The organism is Streptomyces sp. NPDC002776 (assembly GCF_053592195.1).
Window position 1 is genome coordinate 431,124 of record NZ_JBSFVG010000002.1, and the last position, 14,449, is coordinate 445,572.

Annotated in this window: 12 protein-coding genes; 5 read left to right on the top strand and 7 right to left on the bottom strand. The window is 72.2% G+C overall.

Annotated elements, in window-relative coordinates; all coding sequences use genetic code 11:
* The first annotated feature begins 145 nt into the window (after positions 1-145).
* Positions 146-1,330: a quinolinate synthase NadA gene (nadA, locus tag ACWD11_RS06135; protein WP_389418483.1), complete on the top strand. Its 1,185-nt coding sequence runs from the start codon at positions 146-148 to the stop codon at positions 1,328-1,330.
* 27 nt (positions 1,331-1,357) lie between these two features.
* Here the strand turns inward: nadA and ACWD11_RS06140 are convergent, their stop codons facing one another.
* The 6 genes from ACWD11_RS06140 to ACWD11_RS06165 form a co-directional block, all read right to left on the bottom strand.
* The gene (locus ACWD11_RS06140; protein ID WP_451281538.1) at positions 1,358-3,577 is read right to left on the bottom strand and encodes a protein kinase domain-containing protein; all 2,220 of its coding nucleotides are present in this window, start codon (positions 3,575-3,577) and stop codon (positions 1,358-1,360) included.
* A gap of 88 nt (positions 3,578-3,665) precedes the next feature.
* Positions 3,666-6,767 carry an efflux RND transporter permease subunit gene (locus ACWD11_RS06145; protein WP_451281540.1) on the bottom strand — a complete coding sequence of 1,034 codons (3,102 nt, stop codon included), beginning with the start codon at positions 6,765-6,767 and terminating at the stop codon, positions 3,666-3,668.
* A gap of 132 nt (positions 6,768-6,899) precedes the next feature.
* A complete protein-coding gene (locus ACWD11_RS06150) occupies positions 6,900-7,583 on the bottom strand; it encodes a response regulator (RefSeq protein WP_451281542.1) in 684 nt (227 codons plus the stop codon).
* Positions 7,580-8,809, bottom strand: coding sequence for a sensor histidine kinase (locus tag ACWD11_RS06155; RefSeq protein ID WP_389418479.1), 1,230 nt, complete (start codon positions 8,807-8,809; stop codon positions 7,580-7,582). The genes ACWD11_RS06150 and ACWD11_RS06155 overlap by 4 nt, the downstream gene beginning before the upstream one ends.
* Positions 8,810-8,868: 59 nt before the next feature.
* The gene (pspAA, locus tag ACWD11_RS06160) at positions 8,869-9,147 is read right to left on the bottom strand and encodes a PspA-associated protein PspAA (RefSeq protein WP_389418478.1); all 279 of its coding nucleotides are present in this window, start codon (positions 9,145-9,147) and stop codon (positions 8,869-8,871) included.
* 21 nt (positions 9,148-9,168) lie between these two features.
* Complete coding sequence (locus tag ACWD11_RS06165; RefSeq protein WP_451281870.1) at positions 9,169-9,936, bottom strand: PspA/IM30 family protein; 768 nt, start codon at positions 9,934-9,936, stop codon at positions 9,169-9,171.
* 276 nt (positions 9,937-10,212) lie between these two features.
* Here ACWD11_RS06165 and ACWD11_RS06170 point away from each other — a divergent pair, with 276 nt between their 5' ends.
* The 3 genes from ACWD11_RS06170 (at position 10,213) to ACWD11_RS06180 (ending at position 12,789) form a co-directional block, all read left to right on the top strand.
* Entirely contained in the window at positions 10,213-10,842 is a 630-nt protein-coding gene (locus ACWD11_RS06170; RefSeq protein WP_389418477.1) for a DUF3043 domain-containing protein, read from the top strand.
* Between the two features lie 83 nt (positions 10,843-10,925).
* Positions 10,926-11,663, top strand: coding sequence for a class I SAM-dependent methyltransferase (locus ACWD11_RS06175; RefSeq protein WP_389418476.1), 738 nt, complete (start codon positions 10,926-10,928; stop codon positions 11,661-11,663).
* Between the two features lie 58 nt (positions 11,664-11,721).
* Complete coding sequence (locus ACWD11_RS06180; protein WP_451281545.1) at positions 11,722-12,789, top strand: S1C family serine protease; 1,068 nt, start codon at positions 11,722-11,724, stop codon at positions 12,787-12,789.
* Positions 12,790-12,843: 54 nt separating this feature from the next.
* Here ACWD11_RS06180 and ACWD11_RS06185 read toward each other — a convergent pair whose 3' ends face one another.
* A complete protein-coding gene (locus tag ACWD11_RS06185; protein ID WP_389418474.1) occupies positions 12,844-13,056 on the bottom strand; it encodes a hypothetical protein in 213 nt (70 codons plus the stop codon).
* A gap of 179 nt (positions 13,057-13,235) precedes the next feature.
* On the opposite strand from ACWD11_RS06185, the gene ACWD11_RS06190 reads away from it, so the two are divergent.
* A complete protein-coding gene (locus ACWD11_RS06190; protein ID WP_389418473.1) occupies positions 13,236-14,438 on the top strand; it encodes a bifunctional adenosylcobinamide kinase/adenosylcobinamide-phosphate guanylyltransferase in 1,203 nt (400 codons plus the stop codon).
* Positions 14,439-14,449 lie beyond the last annotated feature (11 nt).

Sequence of the window (14,449 nt, forward strand, 5' to 3'; positions counted from 1 at the left end):
CACGTCACATGGACGCTATGCCCATCGTCAAACTGACGTGAAGCGGTTATGATAGATAGCGTCATTTCGACGAAAAGCCAGATGGTGACCCCACCGACCCGGTCCCGCCGGGCCGCTGAACCGCAGAACAGAAAGGGTGCGTGTCGTGACCACCGCCCAGACCCAGGAGCTCGACGTACAGCCGACGCCCCTCGCCCTGCTGCTCCTCGGCCGTGAGGCCGACCCCAGGAGCGAGCGCGGTGTGGAGTGCCCCGGCGACCTCCCCTCGCCGTCCGACCCGGATCTGGTCGAGCGTGCCCGCGCGGCCAAGGAGAAGCTCGGCGACAAGGTGTTCGTGCTCGGCCACCACTACCAGCGCGACGAGGTCATCCAGTTCGCGGACGTCACCGGCGACTCCTTCAAGCTGGCCCGGGACGCGGCCGCCCGCCCCGAGGCCGAGTACATCGTGTTCTGCGGCGTGCACTTCATGGCGGAGTCCGCGGACATCCTGACCGGCGACGACCAGAAGGTGGTCCTGCCCGACCTCGCGGCCGGCTGCTCCATGGCCGACATGGCCACGGCCGAGCAGGTCGCCGAGTGCTGGGACGTGCTGACCGAGGCCGGGATAGCCGAACAGGTCGTCCCGGTGGCGTACATGAACTCGTCCGCCGACATCAAGGCCTTCACCGGCAAGCACGGTGGCCTGATCTGTACGTCGTCCAACGCGAAGCGGGCCCTGGACTGGGCGTTCGAGCAGGGCGAGAAGGTTCTCTTCCTGCCGGACCAGCATCTGGGCCGCAACACCGCCGTACGGGACCTGGGCATGTCGCTCGACGACTGTGTCGTCTACAACCCGCACAAGCCGAACGGCGGCCTGACCGCACAGCAGCTGCGCGACGCCCGGATGATCCTGTGGCGCGGCCACTGCTCGGTGCACGGCCGCTTCTCGCTGGACTCGGTCAACGACGTCCGCGAGCGCATCCCGGGCGTCAACGTCCTGGTCCACCCCGAGTGCAAGCACGAGGTCGTGGCCGCGGCGGACTACGTCGGTTCGACCGAGTACATCATCAAGGCGCTGGAGGCGGCCCCGGCCGGTTCCAAGTGGGCGATCGGCACCGAGCTGAACCTGGTCCGCCGTCTGGCGAACCGTTTCGCGCCGGAGGGCAAGGAGATCGTCTTCCTCGACAAGACGGTCTGCTTCTGCTCGACCATGAACCGCATCGACCTCCCGCACCTGGTCTGGGCCCTGGAGTCCCTGGCCGAGGGCAACCTCGTCAACCGCATCGAGGTCGACAAGGAGACCGAGGCGTTCGCGAAGCTGGCGCTGGAGCGGATGCTGGCGCTGCCGTAGCCCGTCAGGCCCTGACGGCGACCCCGCTCACCCCGGCACCGGTTTCCGGTCGGGGTGGGCGGGGTCGAGGGTGAAGAGGTCGCCGGCCGGGGTGGCGACGACCAGGGCGCCCCGCCGGCGCAGTACCTCGGGCAGCGGGGCCGACCGGCCCGCCACCCACCGGGCACGCGGCAGGGTCTCCCACAGCAGCGTGCCCTTCCCGGCGTCCAGGGCGGCGACCCGGCCGCTGGCGCTGGACACGTAGACCACGCCGGCGCGCGGGTCGTGGGTGACGGCGCCCGGCTGTTCCAGGCTCGTCGACTTCCGCCACAGCTGCTTGCCCGTGCGGACCGACACCGCGGTCACCCGGCCGGAGGAGCCGGTGAACCACAGCGTGCCCTCCGCCAGGGTCACCTTGCCCTCGAAGTCCGCCGCCAGCTCGGTCGTCGTCCCGGCGCCGGTGTCCGGGTGCACCAGCCGGATCCGGGAGAAGGGCCCCTCGTCGCCCGCGAGGACGTGCCCGTACTCGTTCGCGGCCGGGTCGAGGTAGAGCAGGTGACCGTCCTGCATCCCGGCGAGGGTGCCGCGGTGGGGCACCGTCAGGCGCCGCGTGGAGCCGTCGGAGCGGTCGAACCCCACGAGCAGCATGTCGTCGGTGGCCGTGATGCCCGGGACGCACTCCAGGTAGAGGTCCGCCACGGTGGTCGCCGCATAGCAGTACTGCCCCTTCGGGAGCGGCGTCGTCCAGCGCCCGGTGCCGGTGCGGGGCGAGCGGGCGGTCACCGAACCGCCCTCGCCGCCGTCGGGCAGGATCAGGAGGTCGCCGGAGAGGTGCGGGCGGGTCCATCGGGTGTTCACCGCGCGCTGCCAGAGCCGTTTCCCGGTGTCCGTGTCGAAGGCGGCGACCGAGCCCATGCTGTCCTGCCCCATCTGGGGCCGGTGCTCGACCAGCATCGCGTCGTCGACGACGCCGAGGAACTCGTAGACGTACGACACCTTGCCCCGGGCCGGTCGGGCCACGTCCGCCCGCCAGTCGGTGCGCCCGGTGAGCCCGTCCACCCGCACGGGCAGCACCCCGTCGCCCGCGCAGTAGACGGAGCCCTCGTACAGCCGGCACTCCGGGCCGCTGTCCGGCCCCTCAGCCACCAGGTCACGTCCCTTTTCCTCGCCGCGCTCGGCGGGGGCGTACACCGTCGTCTGCCAGGGCCGCCAGCCGGCCGGCGGGGGCGCCCACCGGGCGGGCGCGGCGGAGCCCGCCCGGGTGACGTCGTCCCCGGCGGAGGGTCCGGTCAGCAGATACGCCGTCAGGCCGAGGGCGAGGGCGCCCACCGTGCCTGTAGTGGCCCACAGCAGCCCGCGCACGCGCCGGGGGCCGGACCCGGGGTCCGGCTCGGCCCGGGTCAGCTGCACCGCCGCCGCCTCCGAGCGCAACGGCACCGTGGTCGGGGCCTCCGCCGAGGCGTCGGGCCGCAGCTGAGCGAACTGTCCGGCCAGCTCGTCCAGTCCGGGCCGGTCCGCGGGCTCCTTCGTCAGACAGCGCTCCAGGATCGCCCGCAGCGGCTCGCTCACGCCGTCCAGCACGGGCTCGTCGTGGATCACCCGGTACGCCGTCAGATAGGGGCTGTCCGCGTCGAAGGGGCCCCGGCCGGTCAGGGTGTACACCAGCAGCGCGCCGAGCGAGAAGACGTCCGAGGCGGGGCCCACCGAGCGGGCGTCCGTCAGCTGTTCCGGGGACATGAACGGCGGGGTGCCGATCATCTGGCCGGTCTCGGTGAGGGTGTTGTTCCCGGCGGCGCGGGAGATGCCGAAGTCGATGACGCGGGGGCCGTCGTCGGCCATCAGGACGTTGGCGGGCTTGAGGTCGCGGTGCACCACTCCCGCCCGGTGGATGTCCCGCAGCGCCTCGACCAGCCCCAGCGCCAGCCGCCGCAGTTCGGACTCCGGCAGCGGGCCCAGCTCGCGGATCCGCTCGGCGAGCGAGCGCCCCGGCACGTACTGCGTCGCCATCCAGGGCCGGGCCGCCTCCGGGTCGGCGTCCACGACCGGCGCGGTGAAGGCGCCGCTCACCTTGCGGACGGCGGCGATCTCCTGCCGGAAGCGGGTGCGGAAGACCGGGTCCTCGGCGTACTGGGCGTGCACCACCTTGACCGCGACCTCGCGGCCGGAGCGCGACCTTCCCCGGTAGACGACGCCCATGCCGCCGGCTCCCAGCCGGTCGACCAGCCGGTACCCGCCGACCGACTTCGGATCGTCCCTGTGCAGTGGCACGCCCCGATCCCTCTCCCCCGTACGTCCGTTGAGGGCACAGGATACGGCCGGGCCCCGTTCCGCCATGGACGGGACCCGGCCGCTTCGGTCACACCTTCACGGGTTCCGGCCGGTCCGGTACCTCCGCCTGCTGCTCCCGCTTCGCCGCGCGCTTCTTCGCCCGGCGTTCCTTGCGCAGCTCCAGCATCGTGTAGAGCGTCGGGACGAGGAGCAGGGTGAGCAGGGTCGAGGTGATCAGACCGCCGATCACCACCACCGCGAGCGGCTGGGCGATGAAGCCGCCCTCGCCGGTGACGCCGAGCGCCATCGGGAGCAGGGCGAAGATCGTCGCCAGGGCCGTCATCAGGATGGGGCGCAGCCGGTGCCGGCCGCCTTCCAGCACGGCCTCGACCACGCCGTAGCCCTGCCTGCGGTACTGGTTGATCAGGTCGATCAGCACGATCGCGTTGGTCACCACGATGCCGATCAGCATCAGCATGCCGATCATCGCGGGAACGCCCATCGGGGTGCCGGTGGCGACCAGCAGGCCGATCGCGCCGGTGGCCGCGAAGGGGATCGAGACCAGCAGGATCAGCGGCTGGACCAGCGAGCGGAAGGTCGCCACCAGCAGCATGAAGACGATCGCGATGGCCGCCAGCATGGCCAGGCCCAGGTTGGCGAACGCCTCGTCCTGGTCCTCGGAGACCCCGCCGATCTCGGCCGTGGCGCCCGCGGGCAGGTCCAGGCCGTTGATCCTCGACTGGAGATCCGCGCTGACCGCGCCGGTGTTGTCACCGGTCGGCTTCGCCGTGATCGTCGCGGCCCGCTGGCCGTCGATCCGGGTCATCGACACCGGTCCGTCGACGAGCTTCACCGTCGCCACGTCGGACAGCCGCACCGGGCCCAGGCGGAGGTCCCCGAGTTCGTCGAGGGTCCGCGCGGGCTTCGCCGTCCTGATCACGACATCGCGCTCGGTGTCGTCCAGGGTGGCCTGCGCCGCGGTGGTGCCGCGCACCGCCTGGGCGACCGCCGCGCCGAGGGTGGCGTCGGTGAAACCGGCCGCCGCCGCCTTGCCGTTGGCGCGCACCGAGATCCGCGGGACGCTCTGCGACAGGTCGCTGGTGACGTCGGTGACGTCGTCCAGGCCCGCCACCTCCTTGCGGACCTCCTCCGCGGCCGCGCGCAGGACCCCGGCGTCCGCCGCCTTCACCACGACGCTCAGGTCCTGGCTGCCGAAGCCGTCACCGGCGGCGACGGTCGTGGTGCCGACGCCGTCGAGCTTCTTCAGGCCGTCCTCGATGCGGTCGGTGACCTCCTCGGAGGACGCGGAGTCCTCCAGCATCACCGAGTAGGACGCCTGGTTGGTGTCCGTGCCGCCGCCGAAGGCCGCCATGAAACCGGACGAGCCGATGGTGACCTGGTAGTCCTTGACGCCCTCGGTGTCCCCGAGCAGCCGCTCGATCTTCCGTGCCTGGGCGTCGGTCGCGGCCAGGCTGGTGCCGGGCTGCAACTCCTGCTTGACGGTGAGGACTTCCTGCTCGCCCTGGTCGAAGAAGTTCGTCTTCAGCAGCGGCGCCATGGCGAAGGTGCCGATGAGGACGACGACCGCGAGGGCCACGCTGGTCAGGCGGCGCCGCGTCGCGAAGCGCAGGACGGGGACGTACAGGCGCTGCAGGCGGCTCTTCGCCTCCTTCTCCTCCGCCCGGCGGCGGGCTTCCTCGGCGTCCTCGGGGGTGCCCTTGGGGGCGCGCAGGAACCAGTACGACAGCACGGGTACGACCGTCAGCGAGACGAGCAGCGACGCCAGCAGGGCCGCGGTCACGGTCAGGCTGAACGAGCCGAACAGCTCGCCCACCATGCCGCCGGTCAGGCCGATCGGCAGGAACACGGCGACCGTGGTGAGGGTGGAGGACGTCACCGCGCCCGCCACCTCGCGGACCGCCTTGAGGATGGCCTCCTCGCGCTCCTCGCCGTAGCCGAGGTGGCGCTTGATGTTCTCCAGGACCACGATCGAGTCGTCCACGACCCGGCCGATGGCGATGGTCAGGGCGCCCAGCGTCAGCATGTTCAGGGACAGGTCCCGCGTCCACAGCACGATCAGCGCGAGCACCACCGACAGCGGGATGGACACCGCGGTGACCAGCGTGGAGCGGATCGACGCCAGGAAGACCAGGATGACCAGGACCGCGAAGAGCAGGCCGAGCGCGCCCTCGGTGGTCAGGCCGTCGATGGCCTTCGCCACCGCCGGGCCCTGGTCACTGACGACGGTCACCTCGGCACCGGCGCCGAGGTCCTCGCGCATCTGCGCGAGCTTGTCGTCCACCGCGTCGGAGATCGCGACCGCGCTGCCGTCGCGGTCCATGGTGACCATGACGGCGAGGCTCGGCTCGCCGTTGGTCCGGGTCAGGGAGTCGGCCGGTGCCTGCTCCTGCTCGACCTTCGCGACCGCGCCGAGGCGGACCGGCTTGCCGTCGCCCTTGATCCGCAGGTTCTCGATCTGGTCCAGCGCGGTGAAGCCGCCGCCGACCTGCACGGTGCGGTTGGCGCCGGCCTCGTCGAAGGAGCCGGCCGGCACGGTGGCGCCGCCCGCCTGGAGGGCCTCGGTGAGGGACTGCGCGGTCAGACCGGCCACGGCCAGCTTCGCGTCGTCCGGGGTGACGGTGACCTGGAGGTCCCGCACGCCGTCGACGGTGACCTGGCCGACGCCGTCGATGTCCTTCAGGTCCGGCACGACCGTCCGGTCCAGCTGGTCCGCCAGGGCCTGCTGGTCCTTGTCGGCGGTGACGGCGAGCACCACGGTCGGCATGTCGTCCGTGGAACCGGCGACGACCTGCGGGTCGACGTCGTCCGGGAGCTGGGCGCGGACCCGGTTGACGGCCTGCTGGACATCGGCGACGAGCTGCTGGGTGTCGTTGCCGTAGTCGAAGGACGCCATGATCAGGGCGTTGCCCTCGCTGGCGGTGGAGGTGACGCCGGTGATGGCGTCGACGCCTTCGAGGCTGTCCTCGATGGGCTCCACGACCTGCTTCTCCACCACATCCGGGGAGGCGCCTTGGTAGGGGGCGAGCACGGACACCATGGGCAGTTCTATGGACGGCAGCAGCTGCTGCTTGAGCTGGGGTATGGCGATCGCTCCGAAGGCGAGCGCGATGATCGACATGAGCCCGACGAGGGCTCGTTGCGCGAGGCTGAATCTGGACAGCCAGGACATGGGATCAGGGTCTCTCTTCTGTCGAGCAGAGCGGCTCCTACACCCTGAGCCATCCGGAACCCCTCATTCGTAGCCCCGAGGTGCTGTTCCTCACGCCGCGCATACTCCCGGCGCAGTACGCGCCCGCGTCGCTCAGTCCACCCTCGGACGGACCAGGCCCGACTCGTACGCGATCACCACGAGCTGGGCCCGGTCCCGCGCGCCCAGCTTGGCCATGGCCCGGTTGACGTGGGTCTTCACGGTCAGCGGGCTGACTTCCAGGCGCTCGGCGATCTCGTCGTTGGAGTGGCCGCCGGCGACCTGCACCAGCACCTCGCGCTCGCGCACGGTGAGCGCGTCGAGCCGTTCCGCGCGGGCCGGTTCCCGCTCGTCGTCGCCCGGTCCGCCCTGCGCGAGGAAGCGGGCGATCAGGCCCTTGGTGGCGGCCGGGGAGAGCAGGGCCTCGCCGCCGGCGGCGACCCGGATGGCGTTCAGCAGTTCGTCCGGCTCGGAGCCCTTGCCGAGGAAGCCGGAGGCGCCCGCCCGCAGCGACTGCACGACATAGTCGTCGACCTCGAAGGTGGTCAGTATGACCACGCGGACCTGGGCGAGGGACGGCTCGGCGCTGATCATGCGGGTGGCGGCGAGACCGTCGGTGCCGGGCATCCGGATGTCCATCAGGACGACGTCGGCGCGCTGCTCCTTGGCCAGCGCCACCGCCTGGGCCCCGTCGGACGCCTCGCCCACGACCTCCATGTCGGGTTCGGAGTCCACCAGCACGCGGAAGGCGCTGCGCAGCAGCGCCTGGTCGTCGGCGAGCAGGACACGGATGGTCATACGGTCTCCCCCGGCTCTCCCGTGGCGGCGGCACGGGTCTTGACCGGCAGGATCGCATGCACCCGGAAGCCGCCGCCGTAGCGGGGACCGGTGGTCAGGGTGCCGCGCAGGGCGGTGACGCGTTCGCGCATGCCGAGCAGCCCGTGGCCGCCGCCGGAGGGCGGGGCCTGCTCGTCGTGGCGGCCGTCGTCCAGCACCGTGATCTCCACCTGGGGTCCCACGCGGACGACGCTGACCTCGGCCTTCGCCTCGTTGCCCGCGTGCTTCTGCACATTGGTGAGGGCTTCCTGGATGACCCGGTAGGCGGCGAGGTCCACGGCGGCGGGCAGTGTGGTGCCCTGGTCGGCGCGGGCGACCTCGACCTGGAGGCCCGCGCTGCGGAAGGTGCCGACGAGTTCGTCGAGGCGGTCCAGGCCGGGCGCGGGTTCGGTGGGTGCCTCGGGGTCGCCGGACTGTCTCAGCAGTCCGACGGTGGCGCGGAGTTCGTTGAGCGCGGAGCGGCTGGCCTCGCGTACGTGCGCCAGCGCCTCCTTGGCCTGGTCGGGGCGCTTGTCCATGACGTGGGCGGCGACCCCGGCCTGCACATTGACCAGGGCGATGTGGTGGGCGACGACGTCGTGCAGGTCGCGGGCGATCCGCAGGCGTTCCTCCGCGACCCGGCGGCGGGCCTCTTCCTCCCGGGTGCGCTCGGCGCGTTCCGCGCGTTCCTGGATGGCGTCGACGAAGGCGCGGCGGCTGCGGATGGCGTCGCCGGCGGTGGCGGCCATGCCGGTCCAGGCGAAGATCGCGAGGTTCTCCTGGGCGTACCAGGGCAGGGGGCCGGCGAGCATGGCGACGCCGGTCAGGACGGTCATGGTGAGCAGGCCGAGCCGCCAGGCGGTGTGCCGGTCGGTGGTGGAGGCGACGGTGTAGAGCGCGACGACCGCGGACATGGCGACGGGGGCGCGCGGGTCGCCGGTGACGCTCTCGATGACGGAGAGGGTGCCGGCGACGGCGAGGACGGTCCGGGGGGCGCGGCGGCGGAAGACCAGGGCGCCGGCGCCGACGGCCATGAGGACGATGCTGGGGGCGTCCGGGGTGCGCAGGCCCCAGGTGACGCCGTCCTCGCCGTGCGGGTCCACGAACGAGCCGGCCACCATGCAGATCAGGACGCCGGTGGCGAGCGCCGCGTCCAGTGCGAGGGGATGCGCTTTGAGGTGGGCTCTGGCGCGGTCGAGGGTGTTCACGGCTGCTTACGGTACGCGGGGTCCGGGGAAACCGGACCCACACCGGGAAGCCCCCTTGGTCACCCCGGGATCAGACCGTCGTCGCTGAGCAGTTCCCGGACTTCCTCGATGGTGGCGTCCGGGGACGGGAGGATCAGTTCCGAGGGTTCGAGGGAGTCGTCCGGGAGGGGGTCGCCCAGTTCCCGGACCCGGGTCAGCAGGGCCTGGAGGGTGCGGCGGAAGCCGGGGCCGTCGCCGCTGTCCATCTCGGCCAGCAGATCGTTGTCGAGTTCGTTGAGTTCGGCGAGGTGGCTGTCCGCCAGTCTCACCTGCCCCTCCCCCATGATCCGTACGATCATGTCGCCCTCCTCGGCGTGGGCCTACTGCTTGTCGAAGCGCGGGGTGTCCTGCGGCTGCTGCTGGGACTGGGACTGGCCGTTGCCGCCCTCCAGGGCCTGCTGCCCGGACGTGCCCCCGGCCAGCTCCGCCTTCATGCGCTGCAGTTCCAGCTCCACGTCGGTGCCGCCGGAGAGCCGGTCCAGCTCGGCCTGGATGTCGTCCTTGTGCATGCCGGACTGGTCGTCGAGGGCACCGGAGGCGAGGAGTTCGTCGATGGCGCCGGCCCGCGCCTGGAGCTGGGCGGTCTTGTCCTCGGCGCGCTGGATCGCCAGGCCCACGTCGCCCATCTCCTCGGAGATGCCGGAGAAGGCCTCGCCGATCCGGGTCTGGGCCTGGGCGGCGGTGTAGGTGGCCTTGATGGTCTCCTTCTTCGTGCGGAAGGCGTCGACCTTGGCCTGGAGTCGCTGGGCGGCGAGGGTCAGCTTCTCCTCCTCGCCCTGGAGGGTGGCGTGCTGGGTCTCCAGGTCGGTCACCTGCTGCTGGAGCGCCGCCCGTCGGGACAGCGCCTCGCGGGCCAGGTCCTCCCGGCCCAGCGCGAGCGCCTTGCGGCCCTGGTCCTCCAGCTTCGACGACTGCGACTGGAGCTGGTTGAGCTGGAGCTCCAGGCGCTTGCGGCTGGTCGCCACGTCCGCGACTCCGCGGCGCACCTTCTGGAGCAGTTCCAGCTGCTTCTGGTACGAGTAATCGAGGGTTTCGCGCGGGTCCTCGGCCCGGTCAAGGGCCTTGTTCGCCTTCGCGCGGAAGATCATCCCCATACGCTTCATGACACCGCTCATGGGCTTCGCGCGCCCCCTTCTGACGACTCCAGCTCCAGCACCTGCGACAGAACCCACAGTACGGGCCCTGCATCCATTACCGCACTGTTCGGGGACGGATGCGCTCATCCCCAAGGACGACTGCGTGCGCTCGGGCTCCGGCGTAGGGAGTAGGTGTTCCCCGGGGTTCCCGGAAACGCATGCAACGTCCCCTCTGTCCCCTACAGGACGACCGGTGTTGCCGATTCGTTCCCCACCGGGCTGGGGTCCATGCGCGACGACCCCGTACCCTTGGGTTTTGTGTTCCGTAGCCGTGCCAAGGATGAGAAGGCATCGGTCGCCGACAAGGCGACCCTGACCGACTCCAATCAGCCCCGCGACCCGCAGGCCCCGAAGGGCAGGCCCACGCCCAAGCGCAGTGAGGCCCAGTCCCAGCGGCGCAGCGTCGCCCATACGCCGACCACGCGCAAGGAGGCCGCCAAGCGTCAGCGCGAGGAGCGCCGGCAGGCCCTGAGCCGGCAGCGCGAGGCGCTGGCCAACGGCGACGAGCGGTATCTGCCGGCCCGTGACAAGGGCCCGGTGCGCCGCTTCGCGCGCGACTTCGTCGACTCGCGCTTCAACGTCGCGGAGTTCTTCCTCCCGATGGCCGTGATCATCCTCGTGCTGAGCATGGTCCGGGTGGGCGCGATGCAGAGCATCGCGCTGCTGCTGTGGCTGGTCGTGATCGTGCTGATCGTGCTCGACTCGATCGTCACCGGTTACCGCCTCAAGAAGCAGCTGAACGAGCGCTACCCGGACGACAACAAGCGCGGCGCCGTCGCCTACGCCCTGATGCGGTCCCTCCAGATGCGCCGGCTGCGGCTGCCCAAGCCGCAGGTCAAGCGCGGGGAGCGGCCCTGAGCACGACGCCGTTCTCCGGGGGCGCGGCGCATGCCTGGCTGACCAAGCCGGGTGGACTGCGGGACGTCGTACGGCAGGAGCTGATGGCCCGGCAGCTCGATGAGCAGATAGCCGGGCGCTTCCCGGTCGGGCGGCGCCTGCGGATCCTCGACGTCGGGATGGGCCAGGGCACTCAGTCCCTGCGCCTGGCGCGGGCCGGGCACCAGGTGACCGGCCTGGAGCAGGACGCGACGATGATCGCCGCGGCGCGGCAGGCGCTGGCGGGCGAGCCGGAGGGGATCCGCGAGCGCATGCGGGTCATCGAGGGGGACGGCCGGGAGACCGGGGCGCACTTCCTGCCGGGCAGCTTCGACGTGGTGCTCTGCCACGGTGTGCTGATGTACGTGGAGGAACCCGATCCGCTGCTGGCGGGTCTGGCCCGGGTGCTCGCCCCGGGCGGCCTGCTCTCGCTGCTGGTCCGCAACGGCGACGCGCTGGCGATGCGGCCCGGCCTGTCCGGCGACTGGGCCGGGGCGCTGGCCGCCTTCGACACCACCGCCTACCTCCCCCATCCTCGAACAGACTCGAACAGGGGGACCCCCATCCCGCTGGGCCTGGACGTACGGGCCGACCGCCTCTCCACCCTCACCGCGACCCTCGCCGGCATCGGTGCCCCGCTGCAGTCCTGGTACGGCGTACGGGTCTTCACCGACACCGCGGCGGACGACGCGCCGATCCCGGCCGACGTGGAGACGCTGCTGGCGGCCGAGGAGCGGGCGGGACGCACGGATCCCTACCGCGGCCTGGCGGCGCTGCTGCACCTGTGCGGGGTACGGGGCTGAACCCCGTTCGGGTGTGCACCGAAGGCCGGACCTGCCCGGCGACGTGAGACTCGGGGGCATGAACGCTTCCCGTGCCCGCTCGCGGCTCGGCGCCGCCGTGCTGCTGTGTTCCGCCGCCCTGCTCTCCGGGTGCACCGGTTCAGGGTCCGGCTCCGGGGCGGAGGCGGACGCCACGACGACGCAGGCCGCGGTTCCCGCCGCGGCGAACGATCTCCAGGACGATTACCGGAAGGTGATCGAGGACGTCCTGCCGTCGGTGGTGCAGATCCAGGCCGGCAACGATCTGGGGTCGGGGGTGGTCTATGACGGCCGGGGGCACGTCGTCACCAACGCGCATGTCGTCGGGGACGGGCGGACGTTCCGGGTGACGACCGCCAACAGCGAGGAGGAGCTCTCCGCCCGGCTCGTGTACTCCTACCCCGAGCAGGACCTCGCGGTCATCAAGCTGGACCGGTCCCCCGACGGGCTGAAGGCGGCCCGGTTCGGGGACTCCGCGAAGGTCGAGGTCGGCCAGATCGTCCTGGCGATGGGCTCGCCGCTCGGCCTCTCCTCCAGTGTCACCCAGGGCATCGTCTCGGCGACCGGGCGGACCGTCACCGAAAGCCGCTCCGCGGGTGGCACGGGCGCGACGATCGGCAACATGGTGCAGACGTCGGCCGCGATCAACCCCGGGAACAGCGGAGGCGCCCTGGTGAACCTGGACAGCGAGGTCATCGGCATCCCGACGCTCGCCGCCACCGATCCCGGTCTCGGGGACAGCGCGGCGCCCGGGATCGGGTTCGCGATCCCGGCGTCGATGGTGAGGACGATCGCGGACCAGATCATCGAGGACGGCCGGGTCACGGACTCGGGGCGGGCGGCGCTCGGCATCACCGCGCGGACCGTCGTGGACGCCGAGTACCGGGCCGTCGGCGTCGACGTGGTCGAGGTCAGGGAGGACGGCGCGGCGGACCGGGCCGGGATCCGGCCCGACGACATCATCGTCCGGCTGGGCGACGCGGAGATCACGACCATCACCTCGCTGACCGAGGCGCTCGCGGCGGAGAAGCCGGGTGAGCGGACGACGGTGACGTACACCCGGGACGGCCGCGAGCGGACGGTGGACGTGACGCTGGGCGAGCAGTGACGGCGAGGGCGGGGCATCTGCGGGCGCCCCGCTCTCCGGCGCCGCCGCTCGGAGCTACGCCTCGTCGGCGTGCAGGCTCATCGGGCCGTAGATCTCCGTGGCGTCCTCGAACAGCCGTACCTGGTCCACGCCGCCGGCCACCAGGTCCTTCCACACCTCGCCGATCCAGGACTCGGCGTCTCCCTGGGTGGTGAACTCCTCCGGCTCCACGGCGGGAGCGGTCTCCGTCCCGTCGGCCTTCTCGAAGCGCCAGATCCAAGCTGCCATGCGGGGCCTCCTAGGTGAGCTGTGGTCCACGTCAGCCTATTGGCTGCGCAAGCCGCCGCGAACAAGATCGAGGCGGTTGGTGATCTGGGGGCGGGTGGGGGCCGGTCGCGCGGTCCCCCGTACCCCTGTGAGGGCGCCCCAGTCGCGCGGGTTGCATCCTGACCGGTGAAAATCAGTCCGTGGAACTGACTCTGCTCGGCACCGGCGCCCCCGCGGGCCTCCCCCGTCCCGAATGCCCCTGCGCGGCCTGCGCCACCGCGCTGGGTCCGGCCGCCCGGGCCGCGACCGCGTTGCTCGTGGACGGGGCCCTGCTGCTGGACCTGACGCCCGGGGCGGCGTTCGCGGCCGCCCGGGCGGGGCGTTCCCTGGCGGGCGTACGGCAGGTGCTGCTGTCGCATCCGCACGACGGACCGGCCGTCGAGGTGCCCGCCGGGCTGCCCGCGCCGGGCCGGGTGCCGGACGGGCGGGAGCTGGCGCTGCTGACGGGGCACCGGGTGCGGGCCATGGCGATGGACGCGGGGGGCACGGGGTACGCGGTGACCGGGCCCGACGGGCAGCGGCTGCTGTATCTGCCGCCCGGCAGCGCGCCGGCCGGGCTCGAGAACGGCGACAGCGGGGCGTACGACATGGTCGTCGCCGATGTGCTGGGGCGGCCGGACGCGCTGGCCCGGTTGCGGGCGGTGGGGGCGGTCCGGCCGACGACGGATGTGATCGCCGTCCATCTGGACCATGACGTGCCGCCGGGGGCCGAGGTGCGGCGGCGGCTGGCCTCCCTGGGGGCGCGGGCGGTGCCGGACGGGACGACGCTGGTGGTGGGGGCGTACGAGGAGGTGCCGGACGTGCCGCGGCGGACCCTGGTGCTGGGCGGGGCGCGGTCCGGGAAGTCGGTGGAGGCGGAACGGCGGCTGGAGGCGTTCCCGGACGTGCTGTACGTCGCCACCGGTGGGCTGCGCGGCGGGGACTCCGAGTGGACGGCCCGGGTGACGGCGCACCGGGAGCGGCGGCCCGGGTCCTGGCGTACGACGGAGACCTGCGACCTGGTGCCGCTGCTGGCCGAGGACGGCTCGCCGCTGCTGATCGACTGCCTGTCGCTGTGGCTGACGGACGCGATGGACGCCGTGGGGGCGTGGGACGACGCGGTGTGGGCGGACGGCGGGGAACGGGCGCTCAGGGAACGGGTGCGGGAGTTGACGCAGGCGGTGCGCGGCACGCGGCGGACCGTGGTGGCGGTCTCCAACGAGGTGGGGTCCGGGATCGTGCCGGCGACGGCGTCGGGGCGGCGGTACCGGGATGAACTGGGGCGGCTGAACGCGGCGTTCGCGGGTGAGTGCGAGCACGTGCTGCTGGTGGTGGCGGGCCAGGCGGTGACGTTGCGGGGGTGACGGTCGGGGTG